The sequence below is a fragment of the Kribbella antiqua genome (assembly GCF_004345665.1).
GTDB lineage: Bacteria > Actinomycetota > Actinomycetes > Propionibacteriales > Kribbellaceae > Kribbella > Kribbella antiqua.
Window position 1 is genome coordinate 78,326 of sequence record NZ_SLWR01000016.1, and the last position, 21,982, is coordinate 100,307.

General features: G+C 68.2%; 20 protein-coding genes and 1 pseudogene. 16 read left to right on the forward strand and 5 right to left on the reverse strand.

Annotated features, from left to right (window positions below):
- The first annotated feature begins 2 nt into the window (after window positions 1-2).
- A complete protein-coding gene (locus tag EV646_RS34985) occupies window positions 3-182 on the forward strand; it encodes a hypothetical protein (protein ID WP_132156423.1) in 180 nt (59 codons plus the stop codon).
- 246 nt (window positions 183-428) lie between these two features.
- On the opposite strand, the gene EV646_RS34990 is transcribed toward EV646_RS34985, so the two are convergent.
- Window positions 429-1,034 carry an RNA-dependent RNA polymerase family protein gene (locus EV646_RS34990; protein ID WP_132156425.1) on the reverse strand — a complete coding sequence of 202 codons (606 nt, stop codon included), beginning with the start codon at window positions 1,032-1,034 and terminating at the stop codon, window positions 429-431.
- A 68-nt stretch (window positions 1,035-1,102) separates the two neighbouring features.
- Here EV646_RS34990 and EV646_RS34995 point away from each other — a divergent pair, with 68 nt between their 5' ends.
- The 4 genes and pseudogenes from EV646_RS34995 to EV646_RS40445 form a co-directional block, all read left to right on the forward strand.
- Complete coding sequence (locus tag EV646_RS34995) at window positions 1,103-1,492, forward strand: hypothetical protein (protein WP_241996529.1); 390 nt, start codon at window positions 1,103-1,105, stop codon at window positions 1,490-1,492.
- Between the two features lie 101 nt (window positions 1,493-1,593).
- Window positions 1,594-2,709: a GNAT family N-acetyltransferase gene (locus EV646_RS35000; protein WP_241996530.1), complete on the forward strand. Its 1,116-nt coding sequence runs from the start codon at window positions 1,594-1,596 to the stop codon at window positions 2,707-2,709.
- A complete protein-coding gene (locus tag EV646_RS35005; protein ID WP_241996531.1) occupies window positions 2,681-3,631 on the forward strand; it encodes a potassium channel family protein in 951 nt (316 codons plus the stop codon). Before EV646_RS35000 ends, EV646_RS35005 begins: the two co-directional genes overlap by 29 nt.
- A gap of 69 nt (window positions 3,632-3,700) precedes the next feature.
- Window positions 3,701-3,817, forward strand: a pseudogene (locus EV646_RS40445) (zinc metalloprotease); the annotation flags it as partial.
- Between the two features lie 202 nt (window positions 3,818-4,019).
- Here the strand turns inward: EV646_RS40445 and EV646_RS35015 are convergent.
- Window positions 4,020-5,168, reverse strand: a complete 1,149-nt coding sequence (locus tag EV646_RS35015) for an LLM class flavin-dependent oxidoreductase (RefSeq protein WP_132156429.1) — start codon at window positions 5,166-5,168, stop codon at window positions 4,020-4,022.
- Window positions 5,165-6,481: an MFS transporter gene (locus EV646_RS35020; protein WP_132156431.1), complete on the reverse strand. Its 1,317-nt coding sequence runs from the start codon at window positions 6,479-6,481 to the stop codon at window positions 5,165-5,167. Before EV646_RS35020 ends, EV646_RS35015 begins: the two co-directional genes overlap by 4 nt.
- A gap of 170 nt (window positions 6,482-6,651) precedes the next feature.
- Between EV646_RS35020 and EV646_RS35025 the strand changes: the two genes are divergently transcribed.
- From EV646_RS35025 to EV646_RS35075, 11 genes are all read left to right on the forward strand, one after another.
- Complete coding sequence (locus EV646_RS35025; RefSeq protein WP_132156433.1) at window positions 6,652-7,641, forward strand: LacI family DNA-binding transcriptional regulator; 990 nt, start codon at window positions 6,652-6,654, stop codon at window positions 7,639-7,641.
- Between the two features lie 115 nt (window positions 7,642-7,756).
- Window positions 7,757-8,680 carry a carbohydrate ABC transporter permease gene (locus EV646_RS35030; RefSeq protein WP_132156435.1) on the forward strand — a complete coding sequence of 308 codons (924 nt, stop codon included), beginning with the start codon at window positions 7,757-7,759 and terminating at the stop codon, window positions 8,678-8,680.
- On the forward strand, window positions 8,677-9,510 hold the full coding sequence (locus tag EV646_RS35035; protein ID WP_132156437.1) for a carbohydrate ABC transporter permease: 834 nt from the start codon (window positions 8,677-8,679) through the stop codon (window positions 9,508-9,510). The genes EV646_RS35030 and EV646_RS35035 overlap by 4 nt, the downstream gene beginning before the upstream one ends.
- 20 nt (window positions 9,511-9,530) lie before the next feature.
- Entirely contained in the window at window positions 9,531-10,817 is a 1,287-nt protein-coding gene (locus EV646_RS35040) for an ABC transporter substrate-binding protein (protein ID WP_132156439.1), read from the forward strand.
- On the forward strand, window positions 10,817-11,965 hold the full coding sequence (locus tag EV646_RS35045; RefSeq protein ID WP_132156441.1) for an ADP-ribosylglycohydrolase family protein: 1,149 nt from the start codon (window positions 10,817-10,819) through the stop codon (window positions 11,963-11,965). Before EV646_RS35040 ends, EV646_RS35045 begins: the two co-directional genes overlap by 1 nt.
- Window positions 11,966-12,004: 39 nt before the next feature.
- Complete coding sequence (locus tag EV646_RS35050) at window positions 12,005-13,300, forward strand: ADP-ribosylglycohydrolase family protein (protein ID WP_132156443.1); 1,296 nt, start codon at window positions 12,005-12,007, stop codon at window positions 13,298-13,300.
- Complete coding sequence (locus EV646_RS35055) at window positions 13,290-14,198, forward strand: ribokinase (protein ID WP_132156445.1); 909 nt, start codon at window positions 13,290-13,292, stop codon at window positions 14,196-14,198. Before EV646_RS35050 ends, EV646_RS35055 begins: the two co-directional genes overlap by 11 nt.
- Window positions 14,195-16,180, forward strand: coding sequence for an SUMF1/EgtB/PvdO family nonheme iron enzyme (locus EV646_RS35060; RefSeq protein ID WP_132156447.1), 1,986 nt, complete (start codon window positions 14,195-14,197; stop codon window positions 16,178-16,180). Before EV646_RS35055 ends, EV646_RS35060 begins: the two co-directional genes overlap by 4 nt.
- Window positions 16,177-17,364, forward strand: coding sequence for a CaiB/BaiF CoA transferase family protein (locus tag EV646_RS35065; protein WP_132156449.1), 1,188 nt, complete (start codon window positions 16,177-16,179; stop codon window positions 17,362-17,364). The genes EV646_RS35060 and EV646_RS35065 overlap by 4 nt, the downstream gene beginning before the upstream one ends.
- Window positions 17,365-18,195, forward strand: coding sequence for an HpcH/HpaI aldolase/citrate lyase family protein (locus EV646_RS35070; RefSeq protein ID WP_132156450.1), 831 nt, complete (start codon window positions 17,365-17,367; stop codon window positions 18,193-18,195).
- 231 nt (window positions 18,196-18,426) lie between these two features.
- The gene (locus EV646_RS35075) at window positions 18,427-20,022 is read left to right on the forward strand and encodes a phytoene desaturase family protein (RefSeq protein WP_132156452.1); all 1,596 of its coding nucleotides are present in this window, start codon (window positions 18,427-18,429) and stop codon (window positions 20,020-20,022) included.
- Window positions 20,023-20,058: 36 nt separating this feature from the next.
- Here EV646_RS35075 and EV646_RS35080 read toward each other — a convergent pair whose 3' ends face one another.
- Both EV646_RS35080 and EV646_RS35085 read right to left on the reverse strand, forming a co-directional pair.
- The gene (locus tag EV646_RS35080) at window positions 20,059-20,715 is read right to left on the reverse strand and encodes a response regulator (RefSeq protein WP_132156454.1); all 657 of its coding nucleotides are present in this window, start codon (window positions 20,713-20,715) and stop codon (window positions 20,059-20,061) included.
- A complete protein-coding gene (locus EV646_RS35085) occupies window positions 20,712-21,854 on the reverse strand; it encodes a sensor histidine kinase (protein WP_132156456.1) in 1,143 nt (380 codons plus the stop codon). Before EV646_RS35085 ends, EV646_RS35080 begins: the two co-directional genes overlap by 4 nt.
- Window positions 21,855-21,982: the final 128 nt, after the last annotated feature.

Sequence of the window (21,982 nt, forward strand, 5' to 3'; positions counted from 1 at the left end):
GGGTGTCGCTGGGGCAGTACGGGTTCTACGGGCAGGGCTTCTGGGATGTGCTGGCCGCTTCGACGAACCTGGAGCTGGTCTACAACCTGTTCCGGTGGCAGCGCGGCAACTACTCGTGGGAGTCGCCGTCGACCGCCGAAAGCGGTGTGGATCAGCCCCCGCAGGGGAATCAATCCTGGTAAGAAAACTTCCAGGACTGTGATGAGACTGGGAAGTATGTGGCGCCGGACCGGGAAGCGCCTCACGGCGCGTGGCCGCTCGTAGCGGCTTAATTTGGGACCCGGGGCTTGCACCGGCCCGACACCTCGAACAGTGTAGCGGGTGTCAAAACCCCTTGTCCTGTTGGCTTCCCGGCCTTCAAGACGCCATAGCATCCAAGCTCCCGACGCGCAACCACCAATGCCGAGCGCCGCGCAATCGTCAAGCGACTACCAGAGTTGCCCGGCGCGTTCGGCCCGCGCCGCGGTCTGCAGCTGATCCGCCATCTCGACCAGCTTCGACGCCGACAGCACCTGGTCGTGCCCGTCGTCGGCCAGGTGCGCCCGCCCGGTCGCGACGATCCGCGCGAACGCCGCCGCCCGGTCCAATGTGGTCGCGAAGTCCCCGGTCGCGACACCTCGCAGTACGGCGTCGACCATGTCGCGCACCTCGGCCGGACCAGGCGGCTCAGCGACTCCAGCGACCACCGCGTGCACTTCGGCGTACTTGCGTCCGGTCGCGAACTCGCGGGAGACCTCTTCGGAGTTGGAGTGCACCCAGGAGCGGAGCAGGTACAGCCGCCAGAGCGAGCCGGGCAGGGAGTCGGCCGGTGCGTCGGACCAGAGCTCCGCGAGCTCGTCGAGGCCGTAGTCGTCGGCCAGCTTCACCACCCGCGCGTGCACCTCGGTGTCCTCCGACGAGCGGACCCCGCGGACCAGCAGCTCGGCGGTCCGGTGCGCGACCTCGGTCACAGTCGCCGGGTCGGCAGCACCAGGCAACGACTCGAACAACTTGTTCCCCGGCATGATCGGCCGGCGCGGATTGGAGCTGGTCACACGCTCAATCCTGCCTGACGCAGCCAACGATCGCATGCCGACCCGGTGTAGTCAGTAGGCTCGAGTACATGGCGGGTGCGACGGGTGGGAAAGGCAAGCTGGCCAAGAACCTGGTCAAGTACGGCGTGCGGTACGGGCCGCTGGCGGTGGAGGCGATCAAGCATGGTCGCGAGCCGGCGCAACAGGCGGTCCAGGCGGCGCTGGCGAAGCGCACGGCCCGGAAGAAGGCGCTCGAACATGCTCTCACCGTCCGCGACGGGTCTTTGCTCAAGGTGATCAAGGACGGTCAGGCGATCTTCTTCGTCTTCAGCGGCGACGCGATCGTCACCACCTACCCGCCGGTCCCGGCGAACACCTACCCGGAGCTGCTCCGGCACGCCGACCTGGACAAACGCGACCCCGCCGCCGTCCTCGCCGCCCGCAAACCCAAACTCATCCCCACCCTCCGCCGCCGCTGACAGCCAAAGCCGACATCTTGACGCGGGCGTAACATTGCGGACCCGGTGAGGCAACAGGCGGACCGCAGTCTGGAAGGACGCTTACGAGGGAGGGCGTCCGCATGCTCTGGAAGATCAGGACTGAACTCGCCGACCGGCCCGGTGCGCTGGCCGAACTCGCTGCACGGTGTGGTGCGGACGACATCAATATTCTGAGCCTGGAAGTGTTCACCGCCGAGACCGGCGCTGTCGACGAGCTGGTGGTCTCCACCGGCGTCGGCTGGACCGCTGACGGCCTGGTCGCCCTCGCCGCCGAGGCAGGCTGTTCCAGTACGACGGTCCGCCCCTGCCAGGCCGACGTACTGAGTGACGCCCCGACGCGGTACCTGCGCGCCGTACTGCGGCTGATCGACGACCCGGTGTCCGTCGACGACGAGCTGGGCAATCTGCAGGGCTTCGAGGAGTACACCCCGGCCGAGTGGGCCCGGGCCGACGTACTGGTGGAGATCGCCGGCCGGCTGGCTGAGCGGGTCCAAGGTCACGTGATCGAGGGCCCGCGCCCCGGCAGCGCCGTACCGGACCTGCGGCCGGCCACTGTCGACGATGCGGAGGCTGTCGTCGCCATGCATGAGCGGTGCTCGTACGAGAGCCGCACCCGGCGCTACCACGTGCCGATGCCAAGGCTGACCACCCGGACCGCGCGGCACCTGTCCGCACCGGCCGGTGGCGTCTCGATCGTCGCGGCGGTCGGTGACGCCGTCATCGGGATGGCGACGGCCGCTCCGTGGGAGGAGCTCGGCAGTACGGCGATGGAGGTCGCCGTACTGGTGGAAGACGGCTGGCAGCGGCAAGGGCTGGGGTCGCAGCTGCTGCGCCGGCTGATCAGCGAGGCCCGGGCGCTGGGGGCCGACCGGGCGATCTGCATGGTGCAGCCGGAGAACGTTGCGATGCTCCGCACGATCGAGGGTCTGCGGATGCGGACCCGGGTGGTCCAGGACGGTGACAGCCTGATGGTGACGGTCGCGCTGTCCGACCAGAGCCTGTCGCATGCGGTGGATCGGACCCCGGTGCAATATCGTCAGACACGTGCCATCCCTGCCCACCGGTCGCAACCCACACGGTCTTCTGGTCAACCTGCCCGCGAGCACGCGCTCGCCGCTCTTCCAGCTCTTCAGCCGCTTTCTGATCGCGCTGGGGCTGTTGACCCTGATGGTGCTCATCGTGGTGGTCGACCGTGACGGCTACAAGGACAGTTACGACGGTCATGTCGACCTGATCGACAGCGTCTATTACGCGACGGTCACGCTCACCACGACCGGGTACGGCGACATCACTCCGGTGACGTCGACGGCCCGGCTGGTGAACGCCTTCATCGTCACGCCACTGCGGATAGCGTTCCTGGTGGTGCTGGTTGGCACGACACTGCAAGTCCTGGCCAACGAGAGTCGCCGCGTCATGCGCGACACACGATGGAGGAAGCGCATGAAAGACCACACCGTCGTCGTCGGCTACGGCACCAAGGGCCGTTCCGCGGTCCAGACGCTACTCAGCAACGGGGTGAAGCGCGACCGCATCGTGGTGATCGACCCGCGGGCCACGGCGATCGGTGACGCGGGCAACGATCAGATGGCCGCATTCCACGGCGACGCGACGAACCGGACGGTGCTGCGCCGCGCCGAGGTGATGACGGCGAGCGAAGTGATCGTGACCACGGACCGGGACGACTCGGCCGTCCTGGTCACCCTCGCCGTCCGCCAGCTGAACCCGAACGCGCACATCATCGTCGCGGTCCGGGAAGAGGACAACGTCCCATTGCTCCGGCAGAGCGGCGCCGACGCGGTCGTCACGTCGTCGGAGGCGGTCGGCCGGCTGCTCGGCCTGTCCGCGGTCAGCCCGAACCTCGGCGAGGTGATGGAAGACCTGCTGACGTACGGCGAGGGCCTCGAGGTCGCCGAACGCCCCGTCCTCGGCCGCGAGGTCGGGAAGCCCCCAGCGGCGCTGCCGGACCGCGTCGTCTCCGTCGTACGAGACGGAAAAGTCCACCGATATTACGACTCGAACGTCTCGGTCCTTGCCGCGGGCGACAAACTGATCGTCGTCCGCCCGGCCAAGGAAACCCCGTGGGCCGAGCGGCCGGGCGCCGACGAAGAGGACGAGTAGCCCTTCCGCTGGTGCGCCTGGCGTGCTTACAGTCGGACTGCCTGGGGGTACGTGAGGTATCTCGACGGCGTGGTCATCAACTGGGAGTCCTTCCTCGGTACGTCGACCACGTACGCCGGCCGGTACGACCAGGGCGAGACGACGACGCACGAGGTCGGGCACTGGCTCAACCTCGAGCACACCTTCTTCGGCGGCTGCAACGCGAAGGGCGACTTCGTCGCCGACACCCGCCGGAGAAGACGCCGACGTCCGGATGCCCGGCAGGCAAGGACACCTGCAAGGCACCCGGCCTCGACCCGATCCACAACTACATGGACTACTCGTTCGACTCCTGCTACACCGAGTTCACGCCCGGCCAGTCCCAGCGCATGGCCGACGCCTGGCTCTTCTACCGGGCTTGAACGGCAAACGGTACGGCGGCTTGGCGGGTGCTGACGGGTTCTGACGGATGCACCCACAAGCCGTCGCGTTGGAGGCGGGGGAGGACTGACTCGCCGAACCAGTAGGCCTCTTCGAGGTGTGGGTAGCCGGAGAGGATGAACTCCTCGATGCCGAGGTCGGCGTACTCCTTGATGCGGTCAGCGACCTCGTCGTGGCTACCGACCAACGCCGTACCGGCGCCACCACGGGCCAGGCCGACGCCGGCCCAGAGGTTGGGGTAGATCTCGAGATCTTCGGGCCGGCCGCCGTGCAGGGCGAGCATGCGCTTCTGGCCTTCGGATTCGCTGCGGCGGAGGCTCTCCTGGACCTTCGCGATCGTCTCCGGGGGCAGCGCGTCGAGCAGCCGCGCGGCCTCGCGCCATGCGTCGTCGGAGGTGTCGCGAGTGATGACATGCAGGCGGATGCCGAACCGGACCGCCCGGCCCGCCTCGTCGGCCAGTTTGCGAATCCAGGCGATCTTCTCGGCCACTGCGGCGGGCGGCTCGCCCCAGGTCAGGTAGACATCGCTTTGCCCCGCTGCGACCGGACCAGCCGCGGCCGATGAGCCACCGAAGTAGATCGGCGGAGTCGGATCCGGCACCGACACCAGCCGCGCCTGCTCGACCCGCAGATGCTTGCCGTTGAAGTCGAACGGGTCCCCGTGTGCCCACAGCTTCCGCACGATGGTCAGGAACTCGTCGGTCCGCTCGTACCGCTCGTCCTTGCTCAGGAAGTCGCCGAACGCCTTCTGCTCGGCGGGCTCGCCACCCGTCACCACGTTGAGCAGCAATCGCCCACCCGACTGGTTCTGGAACGTCGCGGCCATCTGCGCAGCCAGCGTCGGTGCCAGCAGGCCCGGCCGGAACGCGACCAGGAACTTCAGCCGATCGGTTGAATCGAGCAACGATGCCGTCGACAACCAAGCGTCGTCACACCACAATCCGGTCGGCGTCAGGGCGCCGACGAAGCCGAGCTCCTCGGCCGCGGTGACGATCTGCCGCAGATAGCGCGTGGTGACGCGGCGGTCCCGGTGCACCACCTCTGCGCCGTGGCCGCCGCCGGTGATGTTCCGCGAGTCTCCGGACGTGGGCAGGAACCAGTGGAAAGTCAGAGTCATCGGGTAGCTCCATCCAGTACGCGTGGGGTTTCGTCGAGATCGCGGCCGAGGGTCTCCGGGAGTGCGCGCGCCGACAGCAGACTCATCACAGCGATGAGCACGTTGTACGTCGCCAGCCACCACAGGTCGCCACCGCCGAGACTCACCAGCCAGGCCGCGATCAACGGCGTCAGCCCGGACGCGACGATGCCGGACAACTGATACAGCGCACCGAGCGCCGTATACCGCACCCGTGTGCTGAACAGCTCAGCCCAGAAGGCGGCCAGCGGTCCATAGATCACTCCATCCAGTACGCCGACCCCGACCGCCAGCGCGATGAACACGCTCACGGATGTCCCGTGCTGGACTAACGCCGCTGCCGGGAAAGCGAACAGCAACGCGGCCCACGTTCCGGCGCGATACACCGGCTTCCGTCCGAAGCGATCGGACAGTCCGCCGGCGATCGGAACGAGGATCACGCCGATCAGCGCACCGACGACGATTCCGTTCAGCGCGTAACTGCGGGGCAGATCGAGGTCGTTGGCGACGTACGACAGGAGGTAGACCGAGAACAGGTTGAAGGTGAAGCCCTCGATGTAGCGGGTGCCCATGCCGAGCAGCAGCGAGCGCGGGTGCTGCTTCAGCAGGTCGACGAACGGGATGCTGGAGACCTCCTTGCGCTCGCGGACTTTTGCGAACGCGGGTGTCTCCATCACCGACAGCCGGATATAGGCGCCGATGGCAAGCAATACCGCGCTGACCAGGAAGCAGATCCGCCAGCCCCACGCGAGGAACGCATCGTCCGGCAGCAGTCCGGCCAGAGAGAACGCGGCCGACGCCAGGAACAGTCCACCTGGTACGCCGATGTGCGCGAAGCTCCCGAAGAAGCCACGCCGGGTCTTCGGTGCGTACTCGACCGCGAGCAGGACCGCGCCGCCGTACTCACCGCCGACGCCGATGCCTTGCAGGATGCGCAGGACGACGAGCAGTACGGGCGCCCAGACGCCGATGGTGTCGTAGCTCGGGAGCAGTCCGATGAGCGTCGTGCCGAGGCCCATGATGACCAGGGTGAGCAGCAGCATCTGCTTGCGGCCGATGCGGTCGCCGAAGTGGCCGAACAGCAGGCCGCCGACCGGGCGGGCCAGGAAGCCGACCGCGAAGGTGGCGAAGGACGCGAACTGGGCGGCGGGGCCGCTGAGGTCGGAGAAGAAGAGTTTGTTGAAGACCAGGCCGGCGGCGGTGCCGTAGAGGAAGAAGTCGTACCACTCGATGGTCGCCCCGACGCAGGCCGCGATCGCGACCTTCCGAGCCGAGGGCGGCGGCTTGTCTGTCATGGAATGGGCTCCCGGATATCTCGACTAAGTCAATGAGAGTAGTTGGATATCCGTCGGGTCACGGTCCGGTTTCACCATGCGGTCGTCGCCTACCCGGTGTTGACGCGGTCTGGATGTCGTCTTAATGTCGCCGTTGTAAACGATTACAAGAACGATTACAGGAGGCGGGCGTGAGTCGTCCGACGATCGCTGGAGTGGCCCGGGCAGCCGGGGTCTCGGTGGCGTCGGTGTCGCGCGTGCTGAACGGTCTGCCGGCCACCGAGGAGATGGTCGAGCGGGTGCAGCGGGCCGTCGAGGAGCTCGGCTACGTGCCGGATGCCCGGGCCAGGTCGCTGAAGGTCGGCCGGACGTTCCAGCTCACGCTGGCCGTCGCGGACGTCGGTAACCCGGTCTACGTGACGATGATGCGCGCGGTCGAGGAAGTGGTGTCAGCGGCGGGCTATCGGCTGGTGGTGACGACGACCGGGCCGGATGTGGTGGACGAGGTCGCGCTGGTTCGGGGGATGGCGCGAGGGTACGCCGACGGCCTGGTGATCAGCCCGCTGCGCGTCGACGAAGACCTGATCAAGTCGATCCGCGAGTGCGAGGTCCCGGTGGTCGTCGCCGGAAACGTCCCCCCCAAAGCAGGTGTCGACACCGTCCGCGCGAACTCCCCGAAAGGCATTCTGTTGGCGGTTGAGCACCTGACTGCCAAGGGTCGTCAGGAGATCGCCTTCGTGAATGGACCTGCGGACACGGTGCCCGGCACAGCTCGTGCGAAAGGCTTCGCCGAAGCCATGAAGGAGTTCAAGCTGCGGTCGGCAGGTGAGATCGAAGCCGCCGACTTCACCTTCGCGGCTGGACGGGAAGCGGGCAAGAAGCTGTTCAAGAAGAGCCGTCCCGGCGCGGTGATCTGTGCCAACGATCTGCTTGCCGTTGGGGTGATGCACGAACTCGCCGCCTACGGGCTGAGCGTTCCACAAGATGTTGCTGTGGTTGGGATGGATGACAGTGAACTGGCTGAGCAGAGTTTTCCGCCGTTGACGAGTGTGAATCTGGGGTCGGCGGAGCGGGGGCGGCGGGCGGCTGAGTTGCTGTTGGCAAGGATTGACGACCCGGCCCGGAGTCCGCGGCGGATCGTCGTACAGCCGTCTCTGAGTGTGCGGAGGTCCACCCCATGACCGTGTTGAATGCCGCGCCTCCGGCGCGGGGGTCATGGGGCCTTGGCTCCCGCCCTTCCCTCGTCTCTCCAGTCGCTTCGCTCCCTGCGTTCCTCAGTCCAGGGCGGGAGGCCCCATGACCGCGACGGTGACGGCGCCACCGGAAGCGCCGATCAGGAAGACGGGCAGGCCGAAGCAGAACCGCGAGGCGATCTTTCTCTTTCTGCCCGCGTTGCTGCCGGTTCTTCTGCTCAGCGTCTACCCGCTGATTCGCGGGATCGCGCTCGGCTTCACCGATGCGCGCGCCGGCTTGCGGGTCGACACGAACTTCATCGGCTTCGGCAACTTCTCCAGGCTGCTGCACAACGGCCTGTTCTGGGACTCGTTCCGGATCGGCATCATCTGGACCTTGTCGGTGACGATCCTGCAGTTCGTCGCCGCGCTCGGCCTGGCGCTGCTGCTGAACACCAACATCAAGTTCCGCGGCGTCGCCCGGACGCTGGCGCTGATCCCGTGGGCGATGCCGCCGGTGGTCGTCGCGATCATGTGGCGGCTGCTGCTGCACCCGACGAACGGCCCGGTCAACGAGATCCTGCAGAAGCTGCACCTCACCGACCATCCGATCAACTTCCTCGGCGACTTCAGTACGGCGTTGCCCGCGGTGATCGTGGTCGGTATCTGGGTCGGCATGCCGATGACGACGGTCACGCTACTGGCCGGCCTGCAGGGCATCGACCGATCGCTGTACGAGGCCGCCGCGGTGGACGGCGCGAGCGCGTGGAGCCAGTTCTGGAACATCACGTTGCCACAGCTGCGGACCGTCATCGTCGCGATCACCAGCCTCGACATGATCTGGAACTTCAACTCGTTCGGCCTGGTCTACGTGCTCACCGCGGGCGGACCGGGCGGCAAGACGATGCTGCCGATGCTGTTCGCCTACAACGAGGCGTTCCGCTACGGGAACTTCGGGATGGCGGCCGCGATGGGTGACGTGATGGTGGTCATCATCATCTTGTTCCTCGCCTTCTACCTCCGGAACCGGCTCAGGAGCGAGGCATGAGAACACGTCCCACTGCAAGGGTTCTGCAGTACGTCGCCGTCGTTTGCTACCTGGTGTTTCTCGGCTTTCCGTTGCTCTGGCTGATCTCCAGTTCGCTGAAGTCGCCGCAGGAGTTCGCCAGCATCACGCCGACGATCCTGCCGAAGAACGTCGATTTCTCCAACTACAGCGACGCTCTGAGCGAGCAAGGTCTGGTCCGCGGGCTGATGAACAGCCTGCAGATCTCGATCGCCAGCACGATCCTGGTGCTGATCGTCTCGCTGCCCGTGTCGTACGCGTTGGCCCGGTTCCGCAGCCGGCTGCGGCCGATCACGAACGGCTGGATCCTGGTCAGCCAGGTGTTCCCCGTGATCCTGATCGTCATCCCGCTGTTCATGATCCTGCGGCCGCTGCACCTGACCAACACGATCCCTGGGGTGGTGATCGTCTATATGGTCTGGTCGATGCCATTCGCGTTGTGGATGCTGCAGGGGTACGTCGCCGCCGTACCGCGCGAGCTGGAAGAGGCCGCATCCGTCGACGGCGCCGGTCGGCTTCGCACGATCGTGTCGATCGTGATGCCGCTGCTGCGGCCGGGGTTGATCGCGACCGCGATGTTCACCTTCATCTCGGCGTGGAACGAGTTCTTCTTCGCTCTGGTCCTGCTGCAGGACCCGGACCTCAAGACGCTGCCGCTCGTACTCGCGCGCTTCGTCGGAGCTGAAGGTCAGGTCCAGTTCGGCCCACTGGCAGCAGCGTCAGTCCTAGCCACAGTCCCCAGCCTGGTGTTCTTCGCCTTCCTTCAGCGCCGGTTGACGTCCGGCCTGCTGAGCGGCGCAGTCAAGGGTTAGAAATCCCCTGAGGAGATGCAATGAAGAAAGTAATGACCGCGCTGCTCGCGGCAAGCGCCCTGGTGACACTTGCGGCGTGCGGTGGCAACAGTGACGACAACGGATCCGGCGGCTCCGGCTCGTCGACCGAGAAGGTGACGCTGAAGTTCCAGAGCCTCGCCTTCCAGAAGACGACCGTCGCCGCGACCAAGAAGATCGTCGCAGACTGGAATGCGGCCAACCCGAACATCCAGGTCGAGTACGTCCAGGGCAGCTGGGACTCGGTCCACGACCAACTGGTGACCCAGTTCCAGGGCGGTACGGCGCCGGACATCATCCACGACGAGTCCGCCGACATCACCGGGTTCATCAACCAGGGCTACCTCGCCGACCTCTCGCCGTACCTGAGCCAGGAGACCAAGGACGCCGTGTCGCAAGGCGTCTGGGACACTGTCTCCAGCGACGGCAAGGTCTACGCCGCGCCGACCCTGCTCCAGTCGTACGTCGTCTTCGCCAACACCGCGCTGCTCAAGCAGGCCGGCATCACGGCGACCGGTGACTCGCTCAGCTGGGACGACCTGGCCGCCGACGCGAAGAAGCTGACCGCGAACGGCAAGTACGGCCTGGGCTGGGGGCTGAAGAGCCCGACCGCGACCGTGCTGAACCTGGGCATGAACTTCGACGGGCAGTTCTTCGAGGGCTCCGGGCGGGACGCCAAGGCGAAGATCGGTGACGCCGAGCTCGCGGTGCCGAAGCGGATCCACGACATGGCCTACACGGACAAGTCGATCGACCCGACCTCGCTGACCCAGAGCGGTTCCGACGTACTGCCCGGGTTCTACGCCGGCAAGTACGCGATGGTTGTCGGTGGCAACTACGCCGCGCAGCAGATCCTGGAGGAGGCGCCGAAGGGCTTCCAGTGGGAGGTGCTGCCGCCGTTGAAGGGCACCAGCAGCAAGCAAGCGGCGAACCCGCAGACGCTGTCGGTGCCGGCCGAGGGCAAGCACATCGAGCAGGCGGCGAAGTTCATCGACTACTACATGAAGGCCGAGAACCTGGCCGCGGTCGGTCAGGGCGACTGGCTGATCCCGACCACGCAGGCGGCCCGGGACGCGATCCTGAAGGCGACCGGCGGCAAGAACGGCTGGCAGCAGACGCTGGTCAGCGGCAACGAGCTGACCAAGGCGCCGTTCCAGAGCGTGGAGAACTACCCGAAGTGGAAGGACCAGATCGCGACGCCGGCACTCCAGGAGTACCTGGCGAACAAGACCGATCTCGCCACGCTGGGCAAGAAGCTGAACGACGGATGGGGCCAGGTCAACAGCTGATGCCAGAAAAGGCCGGCACTGTGTTGGAAGATAAGGCAACAGGCGTCCTCGTCGGCTCCGCGGTCGGTGATGCGATCGGCGGTGCCGTCGAGGGCTGGACCCCGGAGGCGATCCGGGAGCGGCACGGCGGCTGGGTGACCGGCATCGTCGGTCCCTGGTACGACGACTGGCGTACCGCCCGGCCGATCGCGCCGTACCACAAGGGCGACGGGCACATCACCGACGACACCTTGATGACGCACGCACTGGTCGAGGTGTACGACGAGCGCCGTACTCACCTGGACGCGTACGCGATCGCGGACCTGCTGGTGCCGAAGATGCTGAACGGGCGCCGGTGGGTGCCCGAGCTGGAGACGGACGCGCTGCTGCTGCACCGGGTGTTCCTGGCCGAGAAGTGGCTGGTCACCCGGTTGCACTACGGGCATGTCGATCCGCGCGAGGCCGGGGTCGGCAACATCGTCAACTGCGGTGCGGCGATGTACATGGCGCCGGTCGGGATCGCCAACGCGGGCGATCCCGCCGGGGCCTATGCCGAGGCGATCGACGTCGCCGGTGCGCATCAGTCGAGCTACGGGCGGGAGGCGGCCGGCGTGTTCGCGGCCGCCGTCGCCGCCGCGATGACGCCGGGGGCCACCGCGGCGTCAGCCGTGGAAGCGGCCGTCAAGCTGGCCAAGGACGGCACTCGGAGGGCCGTCGAGGCGGTGGTCGCGGCTGCGGACGGGATCACCGAGTGGGAGCAGGCGATTCCCCTGCTCCGCAAGGCGATCGAGCCGTACGATCTGGTCGGGCCGGACTACCGCGACCAGTCGCTGGACGCCCGGCGGCCGAGCCGGACCAAGGCGATCGAGGAGCTGCCGGTGGCGCTCGGGTTCGTGCTCGTCTCCGAGGGCGACGTACGACGGGCTGTGCTCGGCGGCACGAACTACGGCCGGGACGCCGACTCGATCGCGTCGATGGCCGGCGCGATCACCGGTGCGCTCAGCGGCCTGAACGGCGTACCGGCGGACTGGGCGTCGGACGTCGCCGCGGCGAGCAAGACCAACCTGGAGCGGCCGGGACGCGTGATGGCGTCGGTGGCCACGGACATCCGCGCGGCCGATGCCGAGCGGTGGGCCAGGAGAACGGCCGCGTTCGACGCATCGGTCTGAGACGTTTCGCCGGATGCGACAGGGGAAGGAAGAAGCCCGATGAGAATGACCTGGGTGCAGCCGGAGGACTTGCTGCCGCACCAACTGGTCCAATCCCGCTCCGAAGGCGTCGACGTCGCCGATGTCGAGGAGCGCTGGCTGGCAGCCGGCGGTACGACGGAAGCGCCGGTGTCGGGCGCATCGGACAAACCGGCCCCGCCGGAACTGCGCGTTCTGGCGAATGAGCTGCTCGACGAGTTGGACCGGCGGGCGGGGGAGTGGCAGGAGCCGGCGATCCCGACGCTGCCGGTTTCCGAGGCCAAGGACTTCGAGCAGCGGACGCTCAATGCCTGGCTGGGCCGCGCCGCCGGGAACCTGCTCGGCAAGCCGGTGGAGAAGATCCCGCGCGAGGGCATCCGGGCGATCCTCGAGAGTTCTGGGCAGTGGCCGCTGACGCAGTACATCACCGCGGTCGGCGTACCGGATCAAATCCAAGAGCGCTGGCCGTGGAATCGCCGGTCGAAGCCGACCAGCCTGCGCGAGAACATCGACGGGATGCCCGAGGACGACGACCTCAACTTCGCGATCCTCGCGCTCCAGCTGATGGAGCGCCACGGCGACGCACTGACCACCGAGGACGTCGCACAAGCCTGGCTCAACGACCTGCCGGCCGGTCGCGTCTTCACCGCCGAGCGAGTTGCCTACCGCAACCTTCTCGACGGTGTCGAGCCGTCCCGCGCTGCCGTCGTACGGAACCCGTTCCGCGAGTGGATCGGCGCGCAGATCCGGACCGACGCGTACGGATGGACACATCCGGGTGACCGTACGGCGGCCGCCCGGCTCGCGCTCGTCGACGCCCGCTTGAGCCACACCGGCGCAGGTGTCGACGGCGCCCTGTGGGTGGCCGCGATGTCAGCTGCGTCGATGGTGCTGGACGATCCGCGCGAGGTAGCCGTCGCCGGACTGGACGTGGTCGCGGCTGAGGGCGCAATTGCACAAGCGGTTCGCTTCGGGCTGGCGCTTGCAGACCAGGAGCTGGACGACGCGCTCGACGTCTTGCACGGCGAGTACGGTCACCTGCACTGGGTGCATGCGGTGAACAACTCCGCACTCACGGCGTACGCACTGACGGCTCCGGACTTCGCCACCGCGATCGGTCGCGCGGTGATGGGCGGATGGGACACCGACTCGGTCGGCGCCACGGTCGGTGCGGTGTTTGGCGCGGTGCGCGGGGTTCCGGCAGAGTGGTCCACACCACTGGACAACCGGATGGCCACGAGCCTGCCGGGAATGAACCAGATCGCGATCAGCGAGCTGGCAGCGAGGACCGTGGAGGTGGCGCGGGGTGGAGCCTGACGTCCTGGACGTTGTCGTCGTCGGCAGTGCGAACGTCGACCTGGTCCTTCCGGTCCAGCGGATACCGCGCCCGGGCGAGACGGTGCTCGCGGCCGGGATGACGCGCGGCCCGGGCGGCAAGGGAGCCAACCAGGCGGTCGCGGCGGCTCGCGCGGGAGCACGAACTGCAATCGTTGCCTCACTCGGTGTGGACGACTCCGGCGACCTCCTCCGCGATGCTCTCGCCAGCTCGGATGTCGACCTCTCGCTGGTCGCGTCGACGACAACTCCGACCGGTACGGCGATCATCACGGTGGACGCCGGCGGTGAGAACTCGATCGTGGTCGCGCCCGGCGCGAACGGCGAGCTCACCCTGTCCGAGCCCGCGGCCCGGGCCATCGGCGGAGCGAAGATCGTCCTTTCCCAGTTGGAGATTCCGTTCGCCACGGTCCACGCGGCCGCGTCGGCGAGTTCGTACTTCATCCTCAACGCGGCGCCGGCGGCCGAGCTGACCGACGAGCTCCTCGCGAACGTCGACCTGCTCGTGGTGAACGAGACCGAGGCCGAGGCGATCGCCGGCAGCGACCGGTCGGCGTTGCTCAAGCGAGTGCCGGCCGCGGTGGTCACCCTCGGCGCCGCCGGCGCGGTGATCCTGACCCGTGGCGGTGACGAGATCGCGGTCGCCGGAGTGCCCGTGGACGCGGTCGACACCACGGCCGCCGGCGACACATTCTGCGGGGTGCTGGCGGCAACATTGGCTGCCGTGTCAGCTACCGACTCGATGACTGAAACCGACCTGCGAAACGCGGTCCGACGCGCTACCGTTGCTGCTTCATTGAGTGTTCAGGCCGCGGGGGCGATTCCCTCGGTGCCTCACGGGGATGCAATCGACGCGCGTTATGCGGAGGTGTACCTGTGAATCCGCTCGAGCCGCGGCCCATCGATCTCCCTGCCAGGGTTGATCTCGGGCTCCGGGTTGACGTCTCCTTCCTGGACGACGCCAAGATTCTCGGCGCGCCGGACGACCCGGCCGACTTGCCACGCTGGCGCGGCAAGCTCGCGGAGTGGCTGGCCAGCGCGTACGAGCGGATGCCGTACGACGGCTCGCAGTACGAGGTGCCCGGTCGTGAGTGGACCCAGACGGCGTACTCGGTGGCGCTCGTCTGGCTCTGGGACGACCAGCTGTACGACGTGGCGACAGGCAGGTTCACGCCGGAGAAGTTCGTCCAGCACGGGATCGACGACTTCGGTGGGTACGACGCGGTCGTGTTGTGGCACGCGTATCCGGTGATCGGGATCGACTCGCGCAACCAGTTCGACTTCTACCGGGACGTGCCGAAGCTACGGGAGCTGGTCGACGACCTGCACCGGCTCGGGCTGAAGGTGTTCTTCGACTACAACCCGTGGGACGTCGGCACCCGCCGGTCGGCGCGGTCCGACGCGGACGAGTTCGCTGCGCTGGTGACCGACTACGACGTTGACGGCGTCTTCCTCGACACCTTGAAGGAAGGCGATCCCACCTTCACCCGGGCGCTGCGCAAGGCGAATCCGGCGATCGCCTTCGAGGGCGAGTCACGGTTGCCGATGGCAAGGATCCAGGACCACGCGCTGTCCTGGGCGCAGTGGTTCGCCGACACGTTGGCGCCCGGTGTGCTGCGGGCGCACCTGTTCGAGCGCCGGCACATGATGCACCACACCCGCCGCTGGAACCGGGACCACAGCGACGAGCTGCAGTCCGCCTGGGTGAACGGCGTCGGCATGCTGGTCTGGGAGTCGGTCTTCTCGGCCTGGGTGGGCTGGAACGCGCGCGACCGCGCGACGCTGCGCCGGATGGTCGCCGCGCAGCGGGCGTTCGCGCCGGTGCTGATCAACGGTGACTGGATCCAGTTGACGCCGGAGATTCCGGACAAGGCCCGCGAGCACGGCGTCTACGGGTCGCGGTTCGACCTCGCCGACATCACCTTCTGGACGCTGATCAACCGCGACGAGGAGGACTTCGAAGGCATCGTGCTGCGCTCGGAGGACCAGGTCGGGGACTGGTACGACGTGACGTCCGGCGTCCCGATCACCGCCGACGACGACGGCGTACACCTGGTCGTTCCAGGTCGTGGTGTCACCGGGATCGTCCGGGTCGGCGCGACCGCGGGTGCGTCCTGCCGGGCGACGGCCCGCCGGTTGGGCACGATGCCGCGGCCCCACGTCAAGGACTCGGCCTTCCCCATGGCCCCGGCTGAGCGGGTGTCCGTCCCGGCGGTTAGCGGTGCTGAGATCGGTCCGGCTGTCGTCGTACCGGCGGGGGAGCGGGCGTTGACGGTCCGGCATCGGCGACGCGAGACCGGGCTGTACGACCAGGCGCCGTACGTGGAGGAGTGGAAGCCGCTGCCGCCACGGCTGCACGACATCCAGACGCTTCGCCGCGAGGTGGTGCTGGAAGGGATTTCGGTCGCGGTCAACGAGGTGACGAACGCGCAGTACGCCGAGTTCCTCGCGGCGACCGGCTATCGCCCACGCATCACCAACCGGTTCCTGAAGCACTGGGTGGATGGCGCGCCCGTAGCCGGGACCGAGGACCATCCGGTGACGTACGTCGATCTGCCGGACGCGCGGGCGTACGCTGACTGGCGTGGCGGCCGGCTGCCGACCGAGGACGAGTGGCAGGTCGCGGCCGGCCTGGAGGGCTTCAGCCGGTTGGAGCCGCTGGTGTGGAACCTGACCGAGAGCGAGCACCGGGACGGACGCAGCCGGTTCTGCATTCTCAAGGGCGGGTCGCATTATGTTGCCGAGGGCTCCGATTGGTACGCCGACGGCGGACCGAAGGAACCCGAGGTCAGCTTCAAGCTGGTGCTGACAGGTGGTGGCCTCGATCGCTCCGAGACCATCGGTTTCAGGGTTGCAGGATGAGGGCTGCTCCTCTTGAGGGTGTGAAGGTGCTGGAGGCGGCGACGCTGTTCGCGGGGCCGCTGGCGGCGACGTTCCTCGGGGACTTCGGGGCCGATGTCACCAAGATCGAGCATCCGACCCGGCCGGATGCCGCGCGGACGCACGGTGCGTCGAAAGACGGGGTCGGGCTGTGGTTCAAGACGCTCGGCCGGAACAAGCGGCTGGCGACGCTCGATCTGTCGCGTGGTCGTGACGTCTTCCTCGAGCTGGTGCGTCAGAACGACGTACTGGTGGAGAACTTCCGGCCGGGGACGCTGGAGCGTTGGGGGCTGGGGCCGGATGTGCTGTTGGAGGCCAACCCTCGACTGGTGATCGCCCGGGTGACTGCCTTCGGGCAGGTCGGACCGTGGTCGAGCCGGCCTGGGTTCGGGTCGCTGGCCGAGGCGATGAGTGGGTTCGCGGCGGTGACCGGTGAGCCGGATGGTCCGCCGACGCTACCGCCGTTCGGCCTTGCCGACGGCATCACGGCGCTGGCGACGGCGTATGCCGTGATGGTCGCGCTGCGGGAACGGGATCGGTCGGGTCAGGGGCAGGTGATCGACATGGCGATCATCGAGCCGATCCTGATGATGCTCGGCGGTGGGATCACGGCGTACCAGCAGACCGGGTATGTGCAGCCGCGGCTCGGGAACCGTTCGTCGAACAATGCTCCGCGCAACGTCTACCGAACCGCCGACGGCCGGTGGGTCGCGGTGTCGACCAGCTCGCAGAGCATCGCCGAGCGGGTGATGATCCTGGTCGGCCGGCCGGAGCTGGTCGAGGAGCCGTGGTTCCGGACCGGTCGCGAGCGCGCGCAGCACGCCGACGTACTGGACGACGCGGTCGGGTCGTGGATCGGGGAGCGGTCGCTCGACGAGGTGATGGCGGCGTTCGAGAAGGCCGAGGCCGCGGTCGGGCCGGTGCATGACATCCGGGGGATCATGACCGATCCGCAGTACGCCGCTTTGCACACGATCGTGGCGGTGGACGACGAGGAACTGGGGGGACCAGTGCAGATGCAGAACGTGTTGTTCCGGCTGTCGGAGTCGCCGGGGTCGATCCGGTGGGCCGGGCGACCGCACGGCGCCGACACCGACTCCGTGCTTGCGGAGATCGGCATCACACCTGAGCAGCTCGCGGCGTTGCGCGAAGCCGGCGTGGTCTAAGTGCTGACCGCGCTTTATGTTCCGGCGAATCGGCCGGATCGGTTTGCGAAGGCCGTTGCCGCAGGCCCCGATGTGGTGGTGTTCGACCTCGAGGACGCCGTACCGGTGGATGACAAGGTGGATGCGCGCGGGTGGGCGGTGGCGTGGATCGCTGCCAATGCGTCCGGGCCGGTCGAGGTCCGGGTGAACGCGCCGGGGACGCCGTGGATCGAGGACGACCTGGCCGCGGTGGCCGCCGTACCGTCGATCCGGATCCGGTTGCCGAAGGTGGAGAGCGCGGCCGACGTGCACGCCGTACTGGATCAGGTGCCGACGGCAAAGATCACCGCGTTGATCGAGTCACCGCTCGGGCTGGAGAGAGCTTTCGAGATCGCTTCCGCTCGTGGTGTGGTCGCGGTCGCCCTCGGAGAGGCGGACCTGACCAGCTCGCTCGGCGTGGACGGGCCGGAGGGACTGGCCTGGGCCCGTGGGCGACTGGTGTCGGCGTCCCGCGCGGCTGGGTTGGGCGCTCCGATGATGTCGGTCTTCCCTCACGTCAACGATCTCGACGGGCTGCGCCAGACGTGTCTGGAGGGCCGGGCGCTCGGTTTCGTCGGCCGTACGGCGATCCACCCGCGACAGCTGTCCACCATTGTCGAATGCTTCACCCCGACTGCCACGCAGATCGCCGACGCCGAGGCCTTACTTGCCGCGGTCGACAAAGCCGACGTCGCCCTCGGCGGGGTGATCGTGCTGCCGGACGGCCGCATGGTCGACCCCGCCATGCTCGGCCGCGCCCGGGAACTCACCACCCTGATGCAAGAGATCGAGTCCCGCCAGCCCCAGCCCTAACCGCGCCACCCGCCCCACGCCCCGAGCCGCAGGGGACATTTGGACAGGATGTGTCTGCGTTTGGCAGGCGGATCTACGCTCACACGACCGGCCGTCACCTGGCCAGTGGGGGCATAAGTCCTGTCGATCTGCACACAGTCCCCGGGTGGCGCCGCCCCGGTCTGGTTCGGGGAGGGCGGGGTGCGGAGGTGCTGCGGGGTGACGAGGGGGATGCAGGCTAAGGTTTTAGGCATGTTGCCGCGCAGTGTTGATGCTGTGGTGATCGGGTCGGGGCCCAATGGGCTGGTGAGCGCGATCGCGCTTGCTGACGCGGGTTGGGACGTCCTGGTGCTGGAGGCCGCCGACACCTTCGGCGGTGCGGTGCGGTCCACCGAGAGCGACGGCTGGATCAGCGACCGTTTCAGCTCGAACTACCCACTCGGCGTGGCCTCGCCAGTACTGCGCGCACTCGAACTCGAGAAGTTCGGCCTCCGCTGGGCCTACGCTCCACTGCCACTCGTGCACCTGCTCGACTCCGAAGAGGGTACGTCTGCCGCGATCCACCCGGACCCCGAGGCCACCGCCAAGTCGGTCGGCGCCGACCACCCGGGCGACGGCGAAGCGTGGCTGCGGCTCTACCAGCAGTACGTCGCCATCCGCGAGCCGCTGCTGAAGGCGCTGCTCACCTCCTGGCCGCCGGTCGGGCCGGGGATCAAGCTGGTCCGCAAGCTCGGGTCGGCGGGGGAGTTGCTGCGGTTCGCCCGGTTCATGGCGATGCCGATGCACCGGATGGGCAAGGAACTGTTCGAGGGACCCGGCGGCCCCGCACTGCTCGCGGGCAACTCGCTGCATGCCGACGCGCCGCTGTCCGGCGCGGTCAGCGGCACGATGGGCTGGCTGCTCGCCATGCTCGCCCAGGACGTCGGCTACCCCGTGGTGGAAGGCGGATCCGGCGGCCTGTCGGGTGCGCTGGTCCGCCGGGCCGAGCGTGCCGGTGCGTTGCTCGTCTCCGGTACGCCGGTCGCCGCGATCGAGGTCTCGTCCGGCCGGGTGACCGGCGTACGAACGGCTTCCGGGGAGACCGTGGTCGTCGGGCGTGCGGTGATCGCGGATGTGTCCGCGCCGGCGCTGTACGGCGAGCTGTTGCCGAACGCAACGATTCCGGCGGGGCTGCGGCGGGATCTGGACGAGCGGTTCGAGTGGGACTACCCGACGGTGAAGCTGAACTACCGGCTCAGCGGGCCGATCCCGTGGCGATCCACCGACGCGCGGACGGCTGGCGTCGTACATCTGGGTGGGACCGCGGACGAGCTCGTCCACCTCAGCGCCGATCTCGACACCGGCCGGTTGCCGTCGCAGCCGTTCCTGCTGATCGGGCAGACGACCAAGTCGGATCCGACCCGGTCGCCGGAGGGGACCGAGGCGGTGTGGACGTACTCGCACCTGCCCCGGGGCATCGCGGACGACGAGTCGGCGGAGAAACTGGCGCACCGGATGGAGCGTGCGATCGAGCGGTACGCGCCGGGCTTCAGCGACCTCATCATCGACCGCGACCTGCAGCGGCCGAGCGACCTCGAGTCGGGCAACGCGGCCCTCGGCCTCGGCGCCGTCGGCGGCGGCACCATGCAGCTGCAACAGCAGCTGATCTTCCGCCCGACCATCGGCCTCGGCAGCCCGCGGACCTTCGTCTCGGGCCTCTACCTCGGCAGCTCGGCGATCCACCCCGGCGGCGGCGTCCACGGCGCCTGCGGTCACTTGGCCGCCCGCACCGCCCTCCGCGACGCCTCCCTGATCGGCCCCCTCACCCGCACGCTCCCCACCGCCGCGCTCCGCCACCTGCAACGTTAGGCGCTGCGGTAGCCGTCCCGGGCAACATGGGCTGCCTCAGCGGGCGACTCGGCCTGTTTCGTAGGCCCACATGACGATCTCGACGCGGTTTCGGGCGCCGAGCTTGGTCATGATGCTGGTCAGGTGGGTCTTGACGGTGCTGAGGCTGACGTGGAGTTCGTCGGCGATCTCGGCATTGGTCCGGCCGCGGGCCACTGTGGTCAGGACTTGCTCCTCCCTGTCCGTGAGCGGTTCGACCGGCTGGATCGGCGTACGCGCGGAATGGGAGTCGGAAAAGGCGGCGAGCAGCCGGGCGGTGATGCGCGGGGCGATGAGTGCGTCGCCGTTGGCGGCGGCGTGGATCGCCTGGATCAGCAGGTCGGGTCCGGCGTCCTTGAGCAGGAATCCCCGGGCGCCTGCCTTCAGTGCGCCGTACACGTATTCGTCGACGTCGAAGGTGGTGATCACGACGATCGCGAGCGGGTGGTCGACGCCGGGGCCGGCGAGCTCGCGCGTCGCCGCGATCCCGTCCATGCCGGGCATGCGGATGTCGAACAGGCACACGTCCGGGCGCAGCCTCCGGGCGAGCGCAACCGCTTCGAGACCGTCGGCCGCCTGACCGACGACGTCGATACCCGGTTGTGCGTCGAGGATCATCGCGAGCCCGGTGCGGATGAGGTCCTGGTCGTCGGCGACGAGCACCCGGATGGTCATCTGACCGCCTTGGGCAGCATTGCCTCGGCCGTCCAGCCCCGGCCGGGATCGGGACCTGCGGTGAAGGTGCCGCCGAGAAGCGACGCTCGTTCGGTCATCCCCACCAGGCCGTAACCCAGCGGGTTCCGTGGGGTCAGCCCGGCGTCTCCGTCGTCGGAGACGGTCAGGCGCACGCAGTCGTGGTCGCCGGTCACGCGGACGTCGATGCGGGTCGCATGGCGCGCATGGCGTACGGCGTTCGTGATCGACTCCTGGGCGATCCGGTAAATCGCCGCCCCGACCGATGACCCGAGGTTCTCCAGATCGCCCGACAGCACGAGCTCGACCCGCGGCCCGTCACCGATACTGCGGGCCAGCCGCTCGAGGTCGGCCAGCCCGGGTTGCGGCCGCAGCGCGGCTGCTCCGTTGTCGCGCAGACCACCGACCATGCTGCGCATCTCGGCGAGCGTACGCGAGGCCTCTTCCTCGATGACGACGAGGGCGTCCAGCGCGGCCTCGGGGTGGGAGGCGGCAACGACGCGGCCGGCTTGCGCCCGGATCGCGATGGCCGAGACATGATGAGCGACCGTGTCGTGCAGTTCCCGGGCCAGCTGCTCGCGCTCCCGGAGCCTCACCTGGTCCAGCTCTCGCGCCCGGGACGTCGTAAAGGAACGGACCGCCGCGCCGAGCGGCGCCGGGAACAACAGGAACAGGGTGCCGCCCACGGCATCGCCCACCCCGGAGGAGTCGCTCAGGAGGCCCAGGATCAACGCGGCCACGATGATCGCCAAGCCGATCCCGACCTCACGGCCGGATCCCCAGCGAACCAGCGAATACGGCAACAGCACGACGCATACGTTGGTGTACAGGCCCACGGGTTCGCCCGTACCGATGAGGCTCGCGATGTCGACCAGGATCACCAACCCGAACGTGACAGCCACCACCGCGAGAGGATGCGTACGCCGCCACAGCAGTGCGCCGATGACGACGACCGCGAGTACGAGCGCGACCGGCCTCCAGACAACGTCCTCGCGGAAGATGGTTTCGAAGATCGCCGTCGGCAGGAGCAGGGCGATGAGCGCCCAGTCCCGCCACACGCGCTGGGGTGGCTTCGGGGCGCGCGGTTCGGCCCAGAGTGCGCGGGTGGCGTTTCTCAACATGACCACAGCGTAGATATCCCGGCCGCCCGGCGTATCGGCCCAAAGTACGGGTCGCCGGTCAGCCGGTCGGCCGAGGAAAGTCCGCCCCTTCTTCCGAGGTGCCTTCCGGGTCGTCTCGACACGATGAA